The sequence below is a fragment of the Pseudobutyrivibrio ruminis HUN009 genome, assembly GCF_000703005.1.
Taxonomy (GTDB): Bacteria; Bacillota; Clostridia; order Lachnospirales; family Lachnospiraceae; genus Pseudobutyrivibrio; species Pseudobutyrivibrio ruminis_A.
The window spans coordinates 1,105,179-1,126,676 of sequence record NZ_JNLH01000001.1; the positions used below are offsets into that span (position 1 = coordinate 1,105,179).

25 protein-coding genes are annotated in these 21,498 nt (G+C 38.2%); 23 read left to right on the plus strand and 2 right to left on the minus strand.

Features of this window, described 5'->3' with window-relative positions:
- Positions 1–137 precede the first annotated feature (137 nt).
- From BO15_RS0104930 to BO15_RS0104990, 13 genes are all read left to right on the plus strand, one after another.
- Positions 138–614 (plus strand): DUF2975 domain-containing protein, encoded by a 477-nt coding sequence (locus BO15_RS0104930; RefSeq protein ID WP_033152906.1) that lies wholly within the window; start codon positions 138–140, stop codon positions 612–614.
- A gap of 17 nt (positions 615–631) precedes the next feature.
- Positions 632–844: a helix-turn-helix domain-containing protein gene (locus BO15_RS0104935; protein WP_033152907.1), complete on the plus strand. Its 213-nt coding sequence runs from the start codon at positions 632–634 to the stop codon at positions 842–844.
- 2 nt (positions 845–846) lie between these two features.
- Entirely contained in the window at positions 847–2,394 is a 1,548-nt protein-coding gene (locus BO15_RS0104940) for a DUF4153 domain-containing protein (RefSeq protein ID WP_033152909.1), read from the plus strand.
- Positions 2,391–2,852 carry a hypothetical protein gene (locus tag BO15_RS0104945; RefSeq protein WP_033152912.1) on the plus strand — a complete coding sequence of 154 codons (462 nt, stop codon included), beginning with the start codon at positions 2,391–2,393 and terminating at the stop codon, positions 2,850–2,852. The genes BO15_RS0104940 and BO15_RS0104945 overlap by 4 nt, the downstream gene beginning before the upstream one ends.
- A gap of 169 nt (positions 2,853–3,021) precedes the next feature.
- On the plus strand, positions 3,022–3,390 hold the full coding sequence (locus tag BO15_RS0104950; RefSeq protein ID WP_033152913.1) for a GntR family transcriptional regulator: 369 nt from the start codon (positions 3,022–3,024) through the stop codon (positions 3,388–3,390).
- A 29-nt stretch (positions 3,391–3,419) separates the two neighbouring features.
- Complete coding sequence (locus BO15_RS0104955) at positions 3,420–4,298, plus strand: ABC transporter ATP-binding protein (RefSeq protein WP_033152914.1); 879 nt, start codon at positions 3,420–3,422, stop codon at positions 4,296–4,298.
- Between the two features lies 1 nt (position 4,299).
- Positions 4,300–4,947: a hypothetical protein gene (locus tag BO15_RS0104960; RefSeq protein WP_033152915.1), complete on the plus strand. Its 648-nt coding sequence runs from the start codon at positions 4,300–4,302 to the stop codon at positions 4,945–4,947.
- 9 nt (positions 4,948–4,956) lie between these two features.
- Positions 4,957–5,613: a hypothetical protein gene (locus BO15_RS0104965; protein WP_033152916.1), complete on the plus strand. Its 657-nt coding sequence runs from the start codon at positions 4,957–4,959 to the stop codon at positions 5,611–5,613.
- An 11-nt stretch (positions 5,614–5,624) separates the two neighbouring features.
- Complete coding sequence (locus BO15_RS0104970; protein ID WP_033152918.1) at positions 5,625–6,464, plus strand: CPBP family intramembrane glutamic endopeptidase; 840 nt, start codon at positions 5,625–5,627, stop codon at positions 6,462–6,464.
- Between the two features lie 97 nt (positions 6,465–6,561).
- On the plus strand, positions 6,562–6,945 hold the full coding sequence (locus tag BO15_RS0104975) for a PH domain-containing protein (protein ID WP_033152920.1): 384 nt from the start codon (positions 6,562–6,564) through the stop codon (positions 6,943–6,945).
- A 5-nt stretch (positions 6,946–6,950) separates the two neighbouring features.
- Positions 6,951–8,045 carry an acyltransferase family protein gene (locus BO15_RS0104980; protein WP_033152922.1) on the plus strand — a complete coding sequence of 365 codons (1,095 nt, stop codon included), beginning with the start codon at positions 6,951–6,953 and terminating at the stop codon, positions 8,043–8,045.
- Between the two features lie 239 nt (positions 8,046–8,284).
- A complete protein-coding gene (locus tag BO15_RS0104985; RefSeq protein WP_242843751.1) occupies positions 8,285–9,532 on the plus strand; it encodes an MBOAT family O-acyltransferase in 1,248 nt (415 codons plus the stop codon).
- Positions 9,533–9,540: 8 nt separating this feature from the next.
- Entirely contained in the window at positions 9,541–10,824 is a 1,284-nt protein-coding gene (locus BO15_RS0104990; RefSeq protein WP_033152926.1) for an alginate O-acetyltransferase AlgX-related protein, read from the plus strand.
- Positions 10,825–10,826: 2 nt separating this feature from the next.
- On the opposite strand, the gene BO15_RS0104995 is transcribed toward BO15_RS0104990, so the two are convergent.
- A complete protein-coding gene (locus BO15_RS0104995) occupies positions 10,827–11,879 on the minus strand; it encodes an SGNH/GDSL hydrolase family protein (protein ID WP_033152927.1) in 1,053 nt (350 codons plus the stop codon).
- A gap of 157 nt (positions 11,880–12,036) precedes the next feature.
- On the opposite strand from BO15_RS0104995, the gene BO15_RS0105000 reads away from it, so the two are divergent.
- Both BO15_RS0105000 and nadE read left to right on the plus strand, forming a co-directional pair.
- Positions 12,037–12,849, plus strand: a complete 813-nt coding sequence (locus BO15_RS0105000) for an NUDIX hydrolase (protein ID WP_033152929.1) — start codon at positions 12,037–12,039, stop codon at positions 12,847–12,849.
- An 11-nt stretch (positions 12,850–12,860) separates the two neighbouring features.
- Entirely contained in the window at positions 12,861–13,610 is a 750-nt protein-coding gene (gene nadE / locus BO15_RS0105005; RefSeq protein WP_033152931.1) for an NAD(+) synthase, read from the plus strand.
- 9 nt (positions 13,611–13,619) lie between these two features.
- On the opposite strand, the gene BO15_RS0105010 is transcribed toward nadE, so the two are convergent.
- Positions 13,620–14,387: a YlmH/Sll1252 family protein gene (locus BO15_RS0105010; protein ID WP_033152933.1), complete on the minus strand. Its 768-nt coding sequence runs from the start codon at positions 14,385–14,387 to the stop codon at positions 13,620–13,622.
- An 89-nt stretch (positions 14,388–14,476) separates the two neighbouring features.
- On the opposite strand from BO15_RS0105010, the gene BO15_RS0105015 reads away from it, so the two are divergent.
- From BO15_RS0105015 to nadC, 8 genes are all read left to right on the plus strand, one after another.
- A complete protein-coding gene (locus BO15_RS0105015; protein WP_033152935.1) occupies positions 14,477–15,121 on the plus strand; it encodes an HAD family hydrolase in 645 nt (214 codons plus the stop codon).
- Positions 15,111–15,530: a hypothetical protein gene (locus BO15_RS0105020; protein WP_033152936.1), complete on the plus strand. Its 420-nt coding sequence runs from the start codon at positions 15,111–15,113 to the stop codon at positions 15,528–15,530. The genes BO15_RS0105015 and BO15_RS0105020 overlap by 11 nt, the downstream gene beginning before the upstream one ends.
- Before the next feature lie 12 nt (positions 15,531–15,542).
- Positions 15,543–16,700: an alanyl-tRNA editing protein gene (locus BO15_RS0105025; RefSeq protein ID WP_033152939.1), complete on the plus strand. Its 1,158-nt coding sequence runs from the start codon at positions 15,543–15,545 to the stop codon at positions 16,698–16,700.
- Positions 16,701–16,736: 36 nt separating this feature from the next.
- Positions 16,737–17,483: a YARHG domain-containing protein gene (locus BO15_RS0105030; RefSeq protein ID WP_081828562.1), complete on the plus strand. Its 747-nt coding sequence runs from the start codon at positions 16,737–16,739 to the stop codon at positions 17,481–17,483.
- A gap of 34 nt (positions 17,484–17,517) precedes the next feature.
- Complete coding sequence (locus BO15_RS0105035; protein WP_033152943.1) at positions 17,518–17,769, plus strand: TIGR03905 family TSCPD domain-containing protein; 252 nt, start codon at positions 17,518–17,520, stop codon at positions 17,767–17,769.
- Positions 17,770–18,401: 632 nt separating this feature from the next.
- The gene (gene nadA, locus BO15_RS0105040) at positions 18,402–19,310 is read left to right on the plus strand and encodes a quinolinate synthase NadA (protein WP_033152945.1); all 909 of its coding nucleotides are present in this window, start codon (positions 18,402–18,404) and stop codon (positions 19,308–19,310) included.
- Between the two features lie 22 nt (positions 19,311–19,332).
- Positions 19,333–20,640, plus strand: a complete 1,308-nt coding sequence (locus BO15_RS0105045) for an L-aspartate oxidase (protein ID WP_099047343.1) — start codon at positions 19,333–19,335, stop codon at positions 20,638–20,640.
- The gene (gene nadC, locus BO15_RS0105050; RefSeq protein ID WP_033152947.1) at positions 20,641–21,492 is read left to right on the plus strand and encodes a carboxylating nicotinate-nucleotide diphosphorylase; all 852 of its coding nucleotides are present in this window, start codon (positions 20,641–20,643) and stop codon (positions 21,490–21,492) included.
- The last annotated feature ends 6 nt before the right edge of the window (positions 21,493–21,498 follow it).

The window sequence follows — 21,498 nt, forward strand, 5'->3', positions numbered from 1 at the left end:
GGGTGGGCTTTTTTATACTTGGAACAAATGTAAAACGGAAAATATTTATCGCAAATCGATAAAAAATTGTTGCAAAACAAAAATAAGAGTGATATAACAAAATTAAGTTAAGAAATGAAATGCATTGGAGGCATACAATGAACAATAAATTAAATGTATTTGTAAAAAGGATTTTGGACATATGCTTTTTCATAGGAGCAGTGATGGAAGTGGCCGTTCCATTTGGTCTGAAATATGCAGTAAATCTTACAATTAAGATTCTTGGCAAGACAACAGAGTATGCAAAGATTTTAGAGCATTATCCATATGCAGTTGTTTCCATTATGGTAGCTGGCGGCTCAGCACTTTTGATTCTGTTTGAGCTTAGAAAGATGATGAAAACAGTTATCGAGGATGATTGCTTTGTAATGCAAAATGTAACAAGTCTTTACAAGATGGGAACATACGCATTTGTAATCACTGGAGTGAAGCTACTTCGTTGCTTCGTATATTTCACACCTTCGGCTGTTGTAGTGGCAGGAGTATTCTTCTTTGCAGGATTATTCAGCAAGGTTTTAGCTCGAGTATTTGAAAGAGCTGTTAGTTACAAGCAGGAAAATGATTTAACTATATAGAAAGCTCAGGTGAAAATATGATTGTAATAAATTTAGATGTCATGATGGCAAAAAGAAAAATTGGATTGACTGAGCTGGCAGGAATAGTTGGAATCACAAATGCCAATCTTTCAATTCTAAAAAACAATAAGGCAAAGGCAGTTAGGCTGGAAACCTTGGATGCCATATGTAAAGCACTTGATTGCCAGCCGGGAGACATATTGGAATATGTTGTAGATGAGGAGGAATAGTTATGGACAATACCGCTAGAGAAAATAATTATAATGAACCAAGTATGACAAATATTGTTATAGAAGCCCCAGTGCAGGCGCAGGTTAAAGGCGATGCAAAAAGCTTCAGAAAATATGGATTATTATCTCTTGTATTTGCTATCGTATATACGTTTTGCTTGTACAAGAATAAATCAGGAATCACTTATCCAATTTTTATGGCAATAACATTTGGCCTAATATATGCAGTCAGAAAGTCAGATGATTTACCATTCCTGAAAGACAAAAATGGAAAAGTAGGATTAAATTTATTTTATGTGATTTCATTGTTATTGCTATCAGTTACAAAGTGCATGTTTACAAGCTATAGCATTCAGTGGCTTAGCGGATTGGCCATATTCCTACTATTCTTTTCGTTTATCATGCAGCTTTACATTGATACTACTGGTTGGGATATAGTTGGATGGCTTGGCGGAATCGCACTTACAATGATACGACCTATAGCAAACATTGCATGGCCATTTCAGGACGTTGCTCTTTTTGTAAAGGAAAGAGGCAGTGAGACAAGTAAAGAAAAAAAGAATGCTATTATGGCAGTTCTTATAGGACTTATTGTTGCAGTTCCGCTTCTTGCAGTGGTTGTTAGCTTGCTTGTGTCAGCAGATGCAGTGTTCAGCCGCATTTTAGAAAAAGTATTTGAGGGCATCCACCTACCAGATAACTTTGGAGACATTGTTGGAATAGTATTAACTTTGTGCATCTCATTTATCTGCGCATATATAATTCCAAATTCCTTATATAAGAAGAAAATTGGAATTGGCCCAGCAAAGCAGGGAAACACAAATCCGCTTATAGCTATTACATTCACGGTTCTACTTGGTTTAGTGTATCTTCTTTTCTGCTTGATACAGGTATTATTCTTATTTACAGGAAGCATGACTTTACCAGCTGGATACACATACGCACAATATGCTCACGAGGGACTCTACCAGTTGCTTGCAGTATGCTTGATTAACGTGGCACTTGTGTCAGTTTGCTCAAGAATGTTTGCAAAGAATAAGTTGCTAACATGTATTCTATCAATCATCGGCATATGTACATACATAATGATTGCATCTTCTGCAATGAGAATGATTCTATACATCGGAGCGTATACGCTTACATTCCTTAGATTGTTTGTACTTTGGTTCCTTTGCGTTCTTAGCCTTTGGCTTGCATATTTGATTATTGGATTGTATAAATCAGACTTTCCAGTATTCAAAGCTGCTATGGTGACAATCACTGTTGCTTACTTAGCATTTGCATTTGCTAATCCTGATTATCAGGTAGCAAAATATGATTTGGCACATGCAGATATGCCTGATACAAGTATATATGGCTCAGTACAAAGATACATTGTATATAATTTATCATTGGATGCTATTCCAGCTATTGAATCAAATGAGCAGTTACTTAGTGAATACAAAGATAATATCTACTTTGATCAGTGGGAAACTAATTATGCAGGTAGCATTAGAAAGTTCAACTATTCATATTGGAGAGCAGAGAAAGTATTTGAGGATGCGAAATGAAAGAAGACTCTTTAAAGCGATTCGCAACAATATATTTTGAAGTGCTTGCAGTTCTATCTGTAGTATTATATATACTTTTGCACAGTGTGCCAAAACAATTAGAACTGAGAGAATTTATATATATGGATTTATATGAATTAGTTCTGTTCATGTGGATATTAGGAATAGGATTTTTATGTATCTATATCTTAAGACATAAGGTAACTAAAAAATTAGAGAGATTTAATGCATTAGAAAACCTGTTTATTATAATGGGTGCTGTAATAGGAGGATTAATATTTGTAGTTTGGATGTATTTAGTTGCTTTAGGTACAGAGGTTAATCCAGAGAAAGGAATAGAAACAAGTCATAGTGATGGCATAATTACAGTTAAAAAAGGGGATTTTCTCGATCCTGAGGATGTTAGATATGTTCAATATGAGAGTGAAAGAATAATTTACAGAAGGAGAATCGATTAAGTATATAAGGCTTAAAAACCTAGTAAATATAAGGCGTAGCAGACTTGAAAGAGTCTGCTACGTTTTTTTATTGGCAAAAAAATATTAGAAAAATAATTGACAGATATAATATATGGTGATATGGTTAATTACACAAGTAATTAACCGATGAAGTAAAGGAGGTGGGGATGTGTTAAGCAACTTAGGGAAAGATAAATCAATCTATCTACAGATTAGCGAAATGATAGAAGATGAAATATTAAGGGACATTATTAAGGAAGAAGAGCAAGTGCCTAGCACAACAGAGCTATCAAAGTTTTATAAGATTAATCCTGCCACGGCTGGAAAGGGAATTAATCTATTGGTTGATAAAGGAATAATTTACAAGAAAAGAGGTATTGGTATGTTTGTGCAGGCAGGAGCTAAAGAAAAAATAATGGAAGCTCGCAAGGCAAGCTTCAAAGAAACTTACCTCAAAAAAATAATTAGCGAGGCAAAGTTAATTGGTATTACAAAAGAAGATTTGAAAAAGCTTATTGATGAAACTAGTGAAGTATAGTTTTTCTTTATTGGAGGAATGGAGGATATATGAGCACATTAGTAGGAAAGAATATCGTTAAAAGATATGGTAAAGATACAGTTCTAAAGAACGTAGACATTAATATTGAGACAGGAAAGATTTATGGACTGATTGGAAGAAACGGAGCAGGAAAGACTACTCTTCTTTCTATCCTTACAGCTCAAAATCCTGCCTCAGAAGGAACAGTTACACTTGACGGTGAGCCTGTTTGGGAGAATGAAAAGGCACTGTCAAGAATCTGTTATTCGAGAGAGATTTCACAGGTCACAATGTTTGGCCCAAACACATACAGAGTAAAGGAATATTTATCTACAGCAAAAGCATTTTATGCTAACTGGGATGAGGAATACGCAAAGGAGCTTGTTAAGCTTTTTAACATCGATGTAAAGAAGAGAATCAGCAAGCTTTCAAAGGGAATGCTTTCAGCAGTAACAATTATCATTGCACTTGCAAGCAAGGCAGAAATCACAATCCTTGATGAGCCAGTAGCAGGACTTGATGTTGTAGCAAGAGAACAGTTCTACAAGCTCGTTATTGAAGAATATGCAGCTACAGGCAGAACATTCATCATCAGTACACACATCATCGAAGAGGCCGCATCATTGTTTGAAGAGGTTATCATGATTGATGATGGCCAGATTGTTATTAAGGAAAATACAGAAGGCTTATTAGCTAGAGCATATCGCATCAGCGGTGAAGAAACAGTCGTAGATGCAGCTGTAAAGGATTTAAAGGTTTATCATCCAGAGTCAATCGGACGTAACAAGGTGGTTACAGTACTTGCTGATGCGCCTGTTGATGGATTTGATGGTGAGGTACTAGTAGAACCGGTTTCACTTCAGAATCTTTTCTATGCCATGAGTGTGGATGAGAGAAGGGAGGCTTAGTATGTCTAATCTTTCAAAGAGAACGTATAAGTACTATTTTCTCAATGGTCTAAAAAGCTATGGAATTGTATTGTTAATAGAATTAGTGCTAATTGTAGAATGGATTTTAATAGGCAGTGATGAGGATTTGACGGACTATGTTCCTAGAATGTTCTGTATGGTATGTGGACTATTTACGCCATTAATGAACGGTATTTATTCTATGTACGGTCCAAGTTGGTATGACAGTCTTACTCTTTCAATGGGGGCAAGAAGAAAAGATATATTCGTGGGCCAAATAATAAGGCAATTAATTATGATTGTATGTAATACTGCTGTTGTGGCATTGGCTGGATCATTGTTCTTGAGTAAATTCTTTGTGCTATATGCATATTCAACAGGATTATTAGCGCTGCTAACTGGTGCTGCAGGACTTATTGTTGGATACAAGCTTAGACGTTATGGCAAAATCGTAATTATTATAATTGCTTTTGGCTGTGCCATATTAGGTGGTTCAATTGGCGTAAGCGCTGCAGTACACGGCAATATATATCTATTAACAAGTATAGCTAGTATATCTCCAGTTATATTCCCAATAATAATTGTGCTGATATATGTAGTTTTGGAAGCATGGGTATACAAGCTCAGCAAAACCATGATGGTTAGGTAGGGGGACGATATGATAAGAGATTTAAAAGCAACTTTCGCCATAAGGAAATCCAGCGAAATATTTAATATTGTAATGGTATGTTCGGCAGTGATTCTTGCGGTGATACTTGCTATAGGAATTGATGATATGATAGAAATGCCTACAATACTTGTAAGTATTGTTGCTGGCGCATATATAGGACTGAATATATTTATCAAACCATTTATGCAAGCACTGGACTTTTCAAAAGGTATATCTTTTGGAATGACAAGAAGAAAGCTGTTTGCATATATGCGATTGTTCGATTTGGCTGAAATCTTACTTATAACAATCATTATGATATGCTTTCCAATTGCGGTTGGTGTCAATGTCATATTCAAAGTAGGAGCAATTTGCTTTGGAATATTTACACTGATATCTGGTATTGCTGGTAATAGTATTATTCGATATGGAAAAAATGCATACTGGGTATACTATGTATTGCTTTTATTAGTGACATTTGGTTCTCCGAGATTATTGCATCTTTTGCCAGGCGCAATGGATGTTGTGGCAAGTGGCATAGATATGGTTGTTAGTCCTGCGTATAGTCAGGGAGGTATTTGGATGAAGATTATTATTTTTATTGTTTTAACATTGATTATTAACTGGCTTACAACAAGGAAAGTAGCAGTAAATAATGATTTATAAAGGGAGAGACGATGGAAAAGACTTTTGACAAAATTGAGTTAGTAAAGTTAGTTTTAGTATTTATTTTAGAAATAGTAATTGCACTTGCTGTAGGAACCCTTCTAAATGTAATAGGTAATGTGGCAGGAATCAGCGTGCCAACCTATATGCATGTATTGGCATTGGACATCTGCCTTTTGATTCCAGTGTTTGCATATACTATCAAAAAGGGAGATTCAATTGTTGAAGCATTTGGGTTTAAAGGAATTAAGGTAGCTACATTCTTCCAGACTATTTTACTTGTAATTGTAGTTAGCCCTATGGCAATGTTTGCAAATGTTCTTTCACAGTTTTTCGTCCCAAATACAATGGTTCAAGGAGTTGACCAGTTTGCATCAGAATCGGTTGGACTTACATTAGTAGCTACAGTACTCTGTGCACCAGTTGTAGAAGAAATAGTATGCAGAGGTTTCTTCACGAATAGACTTAATAAAATAATGTCATTCACAGCTGCAGCTATTATCTCAGCTCTGATGTTTGGTGCTCCACATATGAATATTAACCAGTTCTGCTATGCAACTGTGTTAGGTTTGATTTTTGCTTACACAAACAGAGCTAGCGGAAGCATTTTTACATCGATGATTATGCATATCGTATTCAATGGATACAATATGGCTCTTCTATTTATGATGAATTGGGCAATGGAACAGGTTGGGATGGACTTTGCAGAAGCGGCTGAGGCAGAACGTGCTAATACTTCTAGCATGATTTCAACTGCGGTTGTTTTAGGGGTACTTGCAGTTGGTTCATTCTTCTTAACAAGATTGATTCTCAAGTCTATAGCAAAAAGAGAAGGAACAATTGAGGCATAAGTGATATAATTAATGAGGAGGTTTTTTCAAGCTTTGCGCAGAAAAAGCCTCCTCTAGTAGCCGAAGGCTACATCATTTATTTATTGGGAGGATAACTATGGCAAACATTTTATGGCACGATAGAAAAAGACATTTTGGCTTACCTATCAGCTTCACAAAGTACAGCATGAGTGAAGATAGACTTTTTGTTGAAACAGGCTTTTTCAATTTAGAGCAGAATGAAGTTAGGCTATATAGAATTCTTGACTTACAGCTTAAGCGTAGCTTGGGTCAGAGAATTTTTGGAGTAGGTTCTATCATTGTTAGCTCATCGGACAAAAGTCTTGGCACCTTTGAAATCAGAAATGTAAAGCATTCTGCAAATGTAAAGGAAATGCTTTCAGTTCAGGTTGAACAGCAGCGTGAGGCAAAGCGTGTATACACAAGAGAAAATATGGTAGATGATGTGGATGACAACGATATCCACGAAGGAGATTTTTAGAAGATATGAGTAAACAAGGGAAAAATGGACGAGTGGAGTTTTTACGTTTTATTTTTGCTTTGGGGATTCTATTTTTCCATATTCACAAGCGTTTTGCAGTGGATGGAAATATTAGCATTGGAATAAAAGGAATATACTTCTTCAATCATGGGTATATTGGAGTAGAGTTTTTCTTTTTGGTTTCAGGCTATTTGCTGGCTGCCAGTGCTTTTGCTAAAAGAGCTGTCAGCACAGAATTAATTGGTACAGAAACAGCACAGATGATGTGGAAGAAAATCAAAAATGTTTTTCCATATCATTTGTTTGCGATTATTCTTACGATTATCGTAAATGCGTATTTCTTGGAGAATACAGTAAAAGGAAGAATCAGCTATGTGGTTGATTCATGGGCTTCTGTATTTTTCCTTCAGGTCTTTGGATTTGATAGCACATGGGTAAATAAGCTTACCTGGTATTTGGATGTATGGCTTATGGTCACATTCATTTTCTGGTACTTCCTTAGACGTCACTATGAAGCTTTTGTAAAAATTGTATGCCCCCTTTTAGCCCTCTTCGTGCTGGGCTACATGGCTCATGAATACAACAGCTTAGCTGGAATTGATGGTTGGACAGGTCACTTCTACAAGTGCTTCCTTAGAGGAATGTCTGAAATGGCGCTTGGATGTAGTGCATACAGCCTTACAAGACAGCTTAACAAAATCGAATTTACAAAGGCAGGGAAAACTATCTTAGCAATAGTAGAGCTAGTTTGTTATTTACTTGTATTTGGATATGCGGTAACAGGAGTTGATCCTAAGTATAGTTTCCCTACACTTTTTATCATGATGATTGGTTTAATTCTTACATTTTCAAATGTAAATCCATGTCATCAGGTATTTGACAAACCAGTATTTGGTTGGTGTGGCAAGATGAGCCTGTTGATATATTTAAATCAGTTTTACAGCATCAGATTAGTGCAGTCACTTCTTCCAAACATCAGCTTCCCAGCAAAGGTTTTGGGATGCACAGTGGTGACTCTTATCGGGGCTTATGTATGTGATGTAGTAGTTACTTTTTTTAACAAGAAAAAGCCACTTACAACACTAATGATTAAAAACTAGTATTATAAAGGGAGAATAACTTGGTTTTTAGTTCTATTATATTTACTACAATTTTCCTACCTTTATGCCTGTTGACCTACTATGGAATCCCAAGGCTTAAAGGTGGGGCATATACAGATAGGATTAAGCTTTCCAACATAATCCTTTTAATATTCAGCTTGGTGTTCTATGCTTTCGGCGGGGTGAAATATCTCCTGCTGATAGGCATAGTTATTTTTATAAATTGGGCTGGAGGATTTTTGTGCGCAAGCAATCGTCATAGCCGTAGGTTCAACAAGATATCGCTGATATCGGTGGTTGTTCTTGATTTAGGCATTCTGTTTTTCTTTAAGTATTTCAACTTTTTCATAGCAATAATTGAAAATATATTCTTTGGAGGAAGTCTTACTGTTTCAGATAGATTTACAAATCTATTTTCGGGAGTGGGTACAGGTGCATTAAATCTTCCTCAGATTGTTCTTCCAGTTGGTATTTCGTTTTTTACGTTTCAGGCTCTGTCCTATGTAATCGATGTATACAATGACCAGGTGGAGGTACAAAGTAGCTTTTGGTATTTTGCGTTATATATCTCATGTTTCCCACAGCTGATTGCTGGTCCTATTGTTCATTACAAAGATATCTCAGGTCAGTTGACAGAGCGAAGTGTCGGAAGCTACGAGTTTGCAGCTGGTATCAAAAGGTTTTGTTTTGGCCTTGGCAAAAAGGTTATTATCGCAAATACGTTAGCGTCCATTGCAGATAAAATCTGGGCAGCTGATATATCCCAGCTAGATGCCACAGTCGCATGGCTTGGATCCATTTGCTACACATTCCAAATATACTATGACTTCAGCGGATATTCTGATATGGCCATTGGCCTAGGAAAGATGTTTGGATTCGATTTTAAAGAAAACTTTGATCATCCTTACAGAGCGGAATCAGTTAGAGAGTTTTGGAGACGCTGGCATATTTCTTTATCTACATGGTTTAGAGATTATGTTTACATCCCACTTGGTGGCAGCAGATGCTCACTTAAGAAGACCTGTATGAATATATTTATAGTATTCCTTTTAACAGGAATATGGCATGGAGCTAACTGGACCTTTATTACATGGGGGCTTGTGTATGGCATTTTGCTTATATTCGAAAGAGTTTGGTTTGGAAAGATATTGGAAAAGAATCCGGTGAAAATGCTAAACAGATTGCTGACATTTTTTGTGGTAAATCTTTTGTGGGTAGTATTTAGAGCCGATTCCATAATATCTGCATTTACATATATTTCTAGAATGTTTGCAGGGGGAATCAGAATACTGAACCTGTTTACATATTTGTCAGGAATGGGTGTGATTGCATTATTTGCAGCAATAATATTTGCTGGATTTGTGCAGGCTCATATGAGCGTAAAAGCGGTAAAGGGCAACATGGTAGTATGCCTTGCACTTTTACTTGTTAGTTTGTTATTCCTTGTAAATGGAACATACAATCCATTTATTTATTATCAGTTTTAAGGAGCAATATGAATTTTACGAATCTTAAGAACAAAATCTTCATATTAATCTTTTTAGCAATTCTTGTGTTCCCTTGGGTGGGCGGAGGATTGCTTAGAGTTGTTGCTCCTGATTTTTATGGGAAGATTTCCAATGTAGAGACAGAGAATCGAGAGGCGGCCACAATAGACTGGGGCGATTTGCTTAACTCTGGAGAAACTGTTTCAAGCTTTATTGACGATAGAATACCATTTCGATATACCCTTATAACCTGGTACAAATCTCTTAATGATACAGTGGAAGGCCAGTTTGATAAGGTTGAAACTGCTATCGGAAACAAGCTTTACACTCCTACAAACATAGTTGAAACTGTTGACAAGGGTGAAACGAACAAGCCTATTGTTCCAGGAGAGGAAGCTCAAACAAATGAGTCGGTAGAAGAGGTTGCTGGAACGGATACGTACTTCCCACTTCATGTATATCAGGATGTAATAATTGCTAGAGAAAATTGGCTGTTTTTATATGGAGAAAACGAAATAGAATGCTATCAGGGCACAAATATACTTAGTGAGAGTGAAATGGCTAGCTACGCAGCTACACTTAATGAATTACAGGCATTATGCACGGCGCAGGGAAAGGAGCTATACATTTACATCGCTCCAAATAAATCTCAGGTATATTCCCAGTATATGCCTACAGTAGATATAGTAAACACATATAAAAGAGAGCAGCAGTTACACAGTTATATAACTGAGAATTGCTCAACTCCATTTTTGTATCCTTTGACAGAATCGTTATATGCTGCTGGAGTTACACGTACCTATTATAAATACGATAGTCATTGGAACCACATGGGGGCATTGTACGGTACAAATGCTCTTTACGCGGCAATGGGGGTTGAACAGACTGATCCGTCTGAGTGGATTGCTGGTATTCAGGATGCAGATAAATATGAATTATATACATACATGGGAATACCAGATGATCAAATCTACCACGATGATGTGGAGTACACAGTGGATTATCGACCAGAAATTACAGTGAATGGTTTGGATACGGAGGCAATGGTTTGCCGTACCACAAGCGATGGAGCAAATCAAAAAAAGCTGTGCCTTATCGGCGACAGCTTTCGTGTAAACATGATGCCTTATATTTCAAAGGATTTTACTCAGTGTACATTTGCACATCGTGATTATATGTCGCAAATACACTCTGACATCAAAAACTCTGATGTAATTGTTATTGAAGCCGTAGAAAGATACGACTACGAAGCATTTAAAACAATGCAACGTGTAATTAACGTTTTGAAATAATACTACAAAGCACTTATTAAATGCTGGGCGATTGCAGCATATCCAGCATCGTTTGGATGACCAGCAAGGAAGGAACCGATTGTATATACAGTGCCATCTGGTGCTGTATATTGATCACCCTCCTGAAGCTGATATTCGGCAACGCCTTGTATATCTGAAAGGCTTACATAAGTACAGCCCATTTCTGAAGCAACTTCTTTTTTAGTACTAATGATACTGCTATATTTCCAGAAATTATCAAGCATTACGATACGAGCGTTAGGATTGTAAGATTTGATATATGTAATCATATCCTTTAAATCTTCTTTGAAATGAGTCTCATGTCCCTTAACATTTTCTCCTAGCTCAATAACGATAGTGCTGTATTGATAGTTGGTGATGTATGGATCCAAGTCATCAAGCTCGTAATTTCTAGTGCTTGAAAACTCCCATGCTCTAAGAGACATGCAATCGTATGATGAGTATCCCTTTGCAGCTACAGTCAAATGAACATAATCAGTGGCAGGTGCTGATGCACCGCATCCCCATCCTGAACCCCACCAGTCTGATGTGGCTGGATAGAAAGTGATGGAATTTCCTATGAAAAGGATATCCTTTGTTGCTGTAGGGACAGCTTTTGTCGCAGAAGGAACAGGTATGTCAATATACTCTTCTGAAACATCATCAAAGGCAATATAACCATAGTCTCCATTAATTTTTATTTTGTAGTAGTCAGTTTCGTTGCATGTGCCCACAACAGTGATGCGGGAATCAATGGAAAGAGTGCCGATTATTTCGGCAGTGTCGTATGGCTCTTCACGAACAGTGGCGTCAGACTGAGCAAAATAAGTAGCTTCTAAATCTGTAAAGGTATATTCGTCAGCTGGAAGCTTCTCATCGGTTTCTTCTTCAGCTTCTTCTTCCTCTAAAGCAGCAGCTTCCTGCTCAGCTTCTATACGTTCTTGTTCTTTTAATTTTTCGTTAGCCAATTTGTTCTGATAAATTACAAGAGAACAAAAGGCAATAACTAAAACAACCAATGATATCCAAAGGATTACTATTAGTTTTTTTCTCAAAATAATTCTCCAATCATCATAATATTTAGATTTCAAGTACTAAGTATATCATAAATAAGAATAGTAAGAAATATTGAATAATGATTGACAAAATATAAAACAGGTAGTACATTACTACTATGGAATTATTAATAATGAGGGATTATAGGAGGATAAGATGGAGTATAAGGACAAGAACGGTCTAACAGAAAAAGAATTTCTTGCACAGTACAGCCCAGGAGATTATCCTAGACCATCCGTAACAGTTGATATGATGGTATTAGGACCTAAAAAAGATTATTCTGGCTTAAAGATATTACTTATAAAAAGAGGAGCACATCCTTTCATTAATTGTTGGGCTCTTCCAGGTGGATTCGTACACGAGGATGAATCATGCTATGAGGCTGCAGCCCGCGAGCTTAAGGAGGAGACAGGTCTTAAGAATGTATTCCTTGAGCAGGTTTACACATTCTCAAAGCCTAACAGAGATCCACGTACACGTGTAATGAGCGTTGCCTACATGGCACTTTCTCCAGTTGCACCACCAGTAAGAGGTGGAGATGATGCATTGGAAGCAGCATGGTTTGATTTCGAGTTTACAGACAATATGCTTCGTATTTTCAATGACGATATTGGAGTGGAAATCGTATATCAGCTTTCTACAAAGAGATTCCAAAACGGAAATGTTAGATATGCAAACACTGTGGCATCGCAAAAGAGCAAATCTCAGTTGGCATTCGATCATGACGAGATTATTGTTGAGGCAATGATTAAGCTTAGAAGAGAAATCGAATATACGGACCTTCCATTCAGCATGGCTAACAAAGAATTTACACTTCCTGATTTACAGGTAATCTATGAGTTACTTTTAGGTCATAGCCTTTACAAGGCCAACTTTAGAATTATGGTTGCTGACAGAATTGAGCCAGTTGGTAGGAAAGAAAAGTCAATTGTAGGACGTAGAATGTCGGAATTATATCGACTGAAATAAGGAGCATAACGATGAGAGAGTTTAATGTTGAAGATCAAACAAAGAAGCTGATTGAGTACACAAGAGAGTGGTTCAACAAATTTGGAGATAACACAAGAGCAGTTATTGGTATCTCTGGTGGAAAGGATTCCTCTGTTACAGCAGCTATTTTAAAAGAGGCACTTGGAGCAGATAGAGTAGTTGGAATCATTATGCCAAATGGCGAGATGTCAGATTTGGCAGATGCTAAAATGCTTGTAGATTTCCTTGGAATACCAAACGAGGTAGTACCTATCACAGATTACTACAACGCAGCTATTGCTACTTTTGAAAAGGCTAGCGTTTTTGAAGTAACAAAGGATTTACGTATCAATTTGGCACCACGACTTCGTATGTCTACTTTATACGCAGTTGCACAGGGACAGCCTGTTACTTCATTCGTTGTAAACACATGCAATGCTTCAGAGGATTATGTTGGATATTCAACAAAGTACGGCGATGCAGCAGGTGATGTTTCATTGCTTCAGGATTTCACAGTTACAGAGGTTCTTCAGATTGGAGAATATTTGGGACTTCCAAATGAGTTAGTACACAAGACACCTTCTGATGGATTATCAGGAATGTCTGATGAAGATAAGCTTGGATTTAAGTATGCTCAGCTTGATGAATATATTTCAGATTCCAACGCCGACATTCCAGCCGACGTTAGAGAATCAATTGATAGAAAGCATGTGGCAAATCTTCACAAGCTTCAGTTAATGCCTGCATACAAGAGACATTAATTACAGCGGCTATCGGCCGAAGATTTCTACCACAAGGTTGAGCTTGCCTTTTCTAGACAGGCCACCTTCTTCTACAAGGTTAAATTTACCGAAGCCACGGACAGATACCGAATCTCCAGCAGAGAGAATCTTGTCGTTGTTTTCGACAATGTGCCCGTTAACCGATACCTTTTTCTCTGTGAAATATGGAATCGTGTCTTTGCGGCTTAGGTTATAAACTTTAGAAATAACAGCATCAGCTCTAGGGGACGCTACTTGTATGGTGGTTTCCTTTAGGGCTGATTTTTTATATGATTCAGGTAATTCTGAAATGGAGCACTTAACGGAATTACGACCTACAGAAACAAAGTTTTCTAGAAGATAATCTGCGGTGGATTCATCGGCGTAGATATATGCATCCATGCCATCCACAAAGATATCGCCAAACTTTTTTCTGTCGATGCCAAGGCTCATGAGAGAGCCCAGGTAGTCTCTGTGGGTGTATTCCTTTGCAAATTTCTTTGCAAGAGGCTCTACCTTGATACATTTGATTGGATAATCGATTTCGTATCCAAAATCCGCCTCACTTCCAAAGCGAACCATTTTACGCTCGCAATTTTCATAACCGCCAAACAAATCGTATTTGATAGGCGCAAAAGATTTGTCCCTTGCAGCCTGAAAAAGTACATCCTGCTGGGAGAGGCTTAGAAAATCGCTGAAGGTATATATGTTATTTTGATAAGCTCTGTTGGAGAGCTCTATTAATCGTTTATATAAAAGTTGATCGTCGTCGTTCATACCGTTTCCTTTCTAGGTAATTTATCTATCAATTATACTGAAAATGTTATAAAATAGCACCAGTTATATATAGAAAATGGAGCAATTAAATGAGCAAGATACATACTGATGGATTGATTTTCGACATGGATGGAACAATCTGGGACAACACACCACTATTCGCTGCAAGCTGGGAAAGAGCCTGCAAGGATAAAGGGTATGACGTAAAGTTTACACCAGAGAAACTTCAGAAGCTTTTTGGAAAGACAATGACAGACATTGCTGATGCTTGTATTCCTGACGAAGATCCAAATCGTAGATACGATACAGTGAAGCTCTGTGAAGAGTATGAAATGCAGGATTTGGCACAGTCAGAGGGTGATACAACATACGAAGGTTTAGAAGAAACACTCAAGACTCTGTGTGAAAAGACAAAGCTTTTTATTGTAAGCAATTGTCAGCAGGGATATATCGAATCATTTCTAGAGAGAAGTGGTTACGGAAAGTATTTCACTGACTTCATTTGTTATGGTGACAATGGCCTTGGAAAGGCTGATAACATAAAGGGAATTGCCAAGAAAAATGGTTTAAAGAAACCGGTATATATTGGTGATATTCAAGGCGATAAGGATGCTTGCGATGCAGCGGGGGTAGATTTCATCTGGGCAGCCTATGGCTATGGTGATTCTGTAGATGGTTACGCAGCAAAGGTTGATGACATAAAAGATTTAGGAGGTATTATTGATGGGATTTAATGTTGAAAAATTGTTTGAGGATGTAGCATATCTTAGCAAGGTCCACAACAAAAAGGACTATGAAAAACAAATGGATATGTTTAATGAGCAGCGCTACGAACTTTTAAAGGATTTGGTGGAAGCCGATGATGCTGAAGCGAGCGCAAAGGAACTTTGTGAGGATGTAACAGCTGCATTCAAAAAGTTTGGCAAGGTAAGAGGTGCTGATTTAATGAATCTGAATTACTTCATGATTTATTACGTGTTTCCATCTATTCTTACAAACGAAGAAAACGGCAAGGAAATCTGTGACAAGCTAAAGGATACTTGGAATAATCATTTTAAATCTACTATTAACTACACAGATTACGAAAACTTAAGAGACGGATTCCAGACAAAGATTTTTGGCATTCCAATCGGCAAAAACTAAGGGTGAATAAATATGAAAACAATAGCACTTTATGATGAAGATGCATTTGCAAAGGACTTTACTGCAAAAGTAATTTCTTGCGACGAAGCTATAATCGATGATCAAAAGCTTTATAAGGTAGTTCTTGATAAGTCACTATTTTTTCCTGAGCAAGGGGGGCAGACCAGTGATATAGGTCATTTAGATGATCATCAGGTGGTGGATGTACAGATTGAGGGGGATACAGTTTATCATTACTGCAAAGGGGGCTTCCTGATTGGTGAGGAAGTTCATGGTGTGATTGATTGGAATCATCGTTTTTCGAACATGCAGCAGCATACAGGAGAGCACATTTTTACAGGACTTGCTCATAATGAATATGGTGCTGAAAATGTTGGATTCCACCTTAGCGACAATACAGCCACATTAGATTTGAATATCGAGTTTTCGGAGGATATGGTTGAGCATATCGAAAGAAGAGCAAATGAAATAATTGCTGCTGATGTGGCTATTAAGGCATATTATCCTAAACAGGAATTGCTTGGAGCAATAGCCTACAGAAGTAAAAAGGAAATTGATGGACCAGTTCGATTGGTAGAAATCGAAGGGGTAGATTTATGTGCTTGCTGTGCACCTCATGTTAAAAGCACAGGCCAGGTTGGCATGCTAAAGGTAGTTTCGCATGAGAAATACAAAGGCGGAACAAGAATTTATATTCTTTGTGGGTTAAGAGCCTTAGATGATTACAACCGTCGTATGAAATTGCTTGCAAAAGCATATCGCACACTGAGCTGTAAAGAGGATGAAGTCCCGGACAAAATCATTTCATTAATGGATGAAGGCAAGCAGTTAAAGTATCGTATAAACGATATCAAATCTGGGATTTTGATGAACCAGATTGAAAGTTATCCTTCTGAGGTTTCAGATATTACAATCTTCTCGGAGGATTTAGATGCAAAGTTAATGCGTGATGGAGTCAATGCTTTGGTTGAAAAGCATGATGGATTATGCTGCATCTTTTCAGGAAACGATGAAGAGGGCTACAACTTTGTAATTGGAAGCAAGACCAGAGATTGTGCTGCAATTGCAGCAGGAATGCGAGAACTTCTAGGGGCTAAGGGTGGCGGTAGCAAGCAAATGGCTCAAGGCAGTGTAGCAGCCACCAGAAATGAAATTGAACGCACAATGTAACAAAAACGCAATATAATGTAACAAATTCGTCAAAATATGGTATACTCTAAAGAAAAACAGAAAAAGGGAAGAGTAGCTATGGAAGAAATGTTTTCACGTTTTGATGATTTACGCAAGTTTATAGTTAAACTTTATAGCAACAAAAATGTTCGTCGATGGACAATCGAAATCGTGGTATGTATAGTGGTAGGTCTACTTGCAGGCTGTTTTTCTTATAATGCCCTTCACAAGAAGGATAAAAAACTTACAGTGAGCGAGGAAAATGCGGTAGCCCAGGAAGAAGTTGTAGAAACAACCGACACAGCAAAATCCACAGAATCCTCAGAGGAGGCTGTAGAAGACAATTCTGTTATCACAGTTGTGGATCCTGGCGAATACGTTGACACCATCAAAGACTGGTCATCTGAGGAAATATCTGCGGCAATATCCGAACGCAGCCAATACCTTACAGACAACAAATACTGGCCTACAGTATCAAGCTATTGGGAGACATCACGTGGTGTCACCGGTGATGCTTGCTACTGCACATACTTATTCAACACAGACACAACAGTTTACACCACAGCAGATTTTGAAAATGTACCTGCAGAGGTTATACACATCGCAAAAAACGAAATCTATGCCCGTCACGGCTATAGTTTCAGAGATTCAGAAATAATGAATTATTTCATGGGTCAGGTTTGGTACTCTCCATCTGTAATGCCTGCAGATTTTTCTGAGGACGTATTTACAGAAACTGAGGTCAAAAACCTCGACATGCTAAATTCAATAGACACAATGTAATACGCTCACTGGCAGAGCGATAAAAGGAGTTTAAATGGAAAAATACAGCTATACACCAAAGGGAGTTTGTGCCCGCAAAATCGACTTCGAAATTGAGGACGGCAAGCTTCACAACGTAAAATTCACTGGGGGATGCGCAGGCAACACACTAGCCATTAGCAAACTCCTTGAGGGCGCCGATGCAGCCCACACCGTAGAAATCCTCAAGGGCAACCTCTGTGGCTTCAAAGGCACCAGCTGCGCCGACCAACTTGCCCTCGGCATCGAACAAGCCCTCCAGGCATAGGGGTTCTTACAAAGTTTTACAATTCTATCAGTAAGGTATGGGTGGAGACGGACAAACACTACTCCAAGTAATCATCAGTCTTAAACTAGCTTTGTATTTATTACTATTTGCTTTGTAGTGAACTTAGAAAAATAAAAAGAGATATTTGATATGAATTGGCAGCTGTCGCTAGGACGGCGACAGCAGTGGTCACTTGAAACACGACGTTGAATGTGCCACGGTGCCAATTCATACAAATATCTCTTTTTTAATTTTTCTTAGTGAATGTAGTAGCAAAAGTAATAATACAAAGACTAGTTAAGACTAGATGATTATGTAAATTACCATTGTCCGTCCCACCCATACATTACCTTCGAATAGTAAAAGCTTCGTAAGTACACCTACATATGGGCGACTTTACACATTAAGGTAATCCAAAAATCTGCTCCAATGATACTTGCAGGAGGCAGCAGGCGGGTGTGCCGGGGCCGGGGTAGGGTGGCCATTATACGTTAGCGGCCGGGAGGGCATGGCGGCCTGAAAGAGTTGGAGTGCTGGAGGATGTACGGTGTTTTGACAAGTGTCTTGTCAGTAGACTATACATGTGGTATACTTGCTGTCAACTGAGATTGGCATGTAAAAGGAGAATTGTTATGTCTACTCTGGCAGAAGAGATTAAGGAGTTAAAGAAGGAAAAGAACGCTGTTATTTTGGCACATTATTATGTGAATGATGATGTGCAGGCTATAGCGGATTATGTGGGGGATAGTTACTATTTGGCAAAGGTTGCAGTGGATTTGAAGGAGAGCACCATTGTTTTTGCAGGTGTTAAGTTTATGGGGGAATCGGCTAAGATTCTCAATCCTGAGAAGACGGTGTTGATGCCTGATGAAAAAGCGGATTGTCCTATGGCTCATATGGCTGAAGTGGAAAGGATTAATCAGGTGAGGGCTGAGTATGATGATGTGGCAGTTGTTTGCTATATCAATTCTACTGCGGAACTGAAGATGCATTCTGATGTGTGTGTTACTTCTTCAAATGCTATGAAGATTGTAAAGTCGTTGCCTAATAAGAATATCTACTTTATTCCTGATGAGAATCTGGGAAGGTATATTGCTAGTAAGGTTCCTGAGAAGAATTTCATTTTTAACGATGGTTATTGCCATGTTCATAAGGCAGTGACGGTAGATGCTGTAAAGAGGGCAAAGGAAGCTCATCCTGAGGCTGAGGTTCTTATTCATCCTGAGTGTACATTAGATGTATTGGAGTATGCGGACTATATTGGAAGTACATCAGGGATTATTGATTATGCTACTGCATCTGATAAAAAGGAGTTCATCATTTCTACTGAGCTGGGCGTGCTTTATCAGCTTAAGAAGAATAATCCTGATAAGACATTTTATTCAGCAGGGTCTGTTCAGATTTGTCCAAACATGAAGAAGGTTACTTTGGAGAAGGTAAGGGATTGTTTGAGAGACGGCACAGGCGTTGTTGAAGTAAGTGACGAAAAGAGAGAGAAGTCATTGGTTCCACTTAAGAGAATGCTGGAGTTGGCAAAATAATTTGTGGGAAAGAGTATGAATCATGGAAAAGAAATATGATGTTGTAATCGTAGGTACAGGTGTTGCTGGTTTGTTTTGCGCGCTGAGCCTACCACAGGATAAAAAAATATTATGCATTTCAAAAGATGCTTTGGATGGATGCGATAGCTTTTTGGCACAGGGCGGAATATGTATGCTTAGGGACGAATCAGACTATGAGGCATATTTTGAAGATACAATGAGAGCGGGACATTATGAGAATCGTCGTGAGTCGGTGGAAATCATGATAAGGAGCTCTCAAAGTATAATAAATGATTTGGTTAACTATGGGGTAGAATTTGATAAAAAAGATGGTGAGTTCCTTTTTACAAAAGAGGGAGCACATTCAAATAATCGTATTCTGTTTCATGCAGATATTACAGGACGCGAGATTACAAGCAAGCTTTTGGCGAGAGCGCAGGAGCGAGATAATATCACTTTGATGGCTCATACAACTATGGTTGATTGGGTTTGTCATGAAAATGTATGCTATGGAATTGTTGTTGCAGATATGGATGGTAAAACAACAGCAATAGAAGCGGATGTAACAGTGCTGGCCTGCGGAGGCTTAGGCGGTGTATATCCTCATTCGACAAACTTCAGGCATATCTCTGGGGACGCTCTGGCACTTGCTATGTATCACAATGTAAAGCTGGAAAACTGTGATTATGTTCAGATTCATCCTACCACATTATTTACTAAGCAGGGTGGAAGAAGCTTTTTGATTTCTGAGTCTGTTCGTGGAGAGGGAGCAGTCCTCAGAGATAAGAACGGTGAAAGATTTACAGATGAATTACAGCCAAGAGATGTGGTTAGTCATGCAATCTTTGACAAGATGAAGGAGCAGGGAACTGAGCATGTATGGCTGGATTTTTCACCAATTCCAAAGGATGAAATTTTAAATCATTTTCCAAATATCTACAACAAGTGCAAGGAGGCTGGATATGATCCGCTTACTGATTGGGTTCCAGTGGTGCCTGCACAGCACTATTTCATGGGTGGCATTTATGTAGATAAAGACAGCAAAACAACAATGGAACAGCTGTACGCAGTTGGCGAAACAAGCTGTAATGGGGTACATGGAAGGAATCGTCTTGCTAGCAATTCATTGCTTGAAAGCCTTGTATTTGCAAAGCGTGCAGCACTGGATATTGCAGCAAGAAATGACTATAAAACAGCTCAGGATTTTGATAATCTTGTAAACATGGATGGTTATGAGGACCTTCCAAGTATCATGGAAAACTATCATGCAATGGTGGTTGGTGAAATTAAAAAAGAAGCAGACTTGAGAGCCGAAAAGGAGGCTATATAAATGAACAATATTACAATGAAGCTTAATGCTGATGAGCTTATTAAAATGGCGTTAAGAGAAGATATTTCAAGTGAAGATGTTACTACAAACTCTGTTATGCCTGGCCCACAGGCGGGTGAGGTAGAGCTTATATGTAAACAGGATGGAGTAATCTGTGGAATGGACGTATACGAGCGTGTATTCAAGATACTTGATGAAGATACAATTGTGGAAAAGTATGTTAAGGACGGCGATAAGGTTACAAAGGGACAACTTATGGCAAAGGTGAAGGGAGATATTCGTGTGCTTCTTTCAGGAGAGCGTGTGGCTCTTAATTACCTTCAGCGTATGAGTGGAATTGCAACATACACAAATCAGGTGGCAAAGCTTTTAGAGGGAAGCAAGACAGTGCTTCTTGATACAAGAAAGACTACACCTAACATGCGTATTTTCGAGAAGTATGCAGTAAAGTGTGGCGGTGGACAAAACCACAGATACAATCTTTCTGACGGTATTCTTTTAAAAGACAATCACATCGGAGCAGCAGGCTCTATTACAAAGGCTGTTCAGATGGCAAAGGAGTATGCTCCATTTGTTAGAAAGATTGAAATCGAAACAGAGAGTCTTGAGCAGGTTAAGGAAGCAGTTGAAGCTGGAGCAGATATTATCATGCTTGATAATATGGATGTTGACACAATGAAAGAGGCTGTTGCAATTATTAATGGTCGCGCTAAAACAGAATGCTCAGGAAACGTGACAAAAGAGAATATAAAAAATATAATAGACAGCGGAGTTGATTATGTTTCAAGCGGAGCATTAACTCATTCTGCTCCAATTCTTGATATTTCAATGAAAAACTTACATGCAGTTTAATCTGCA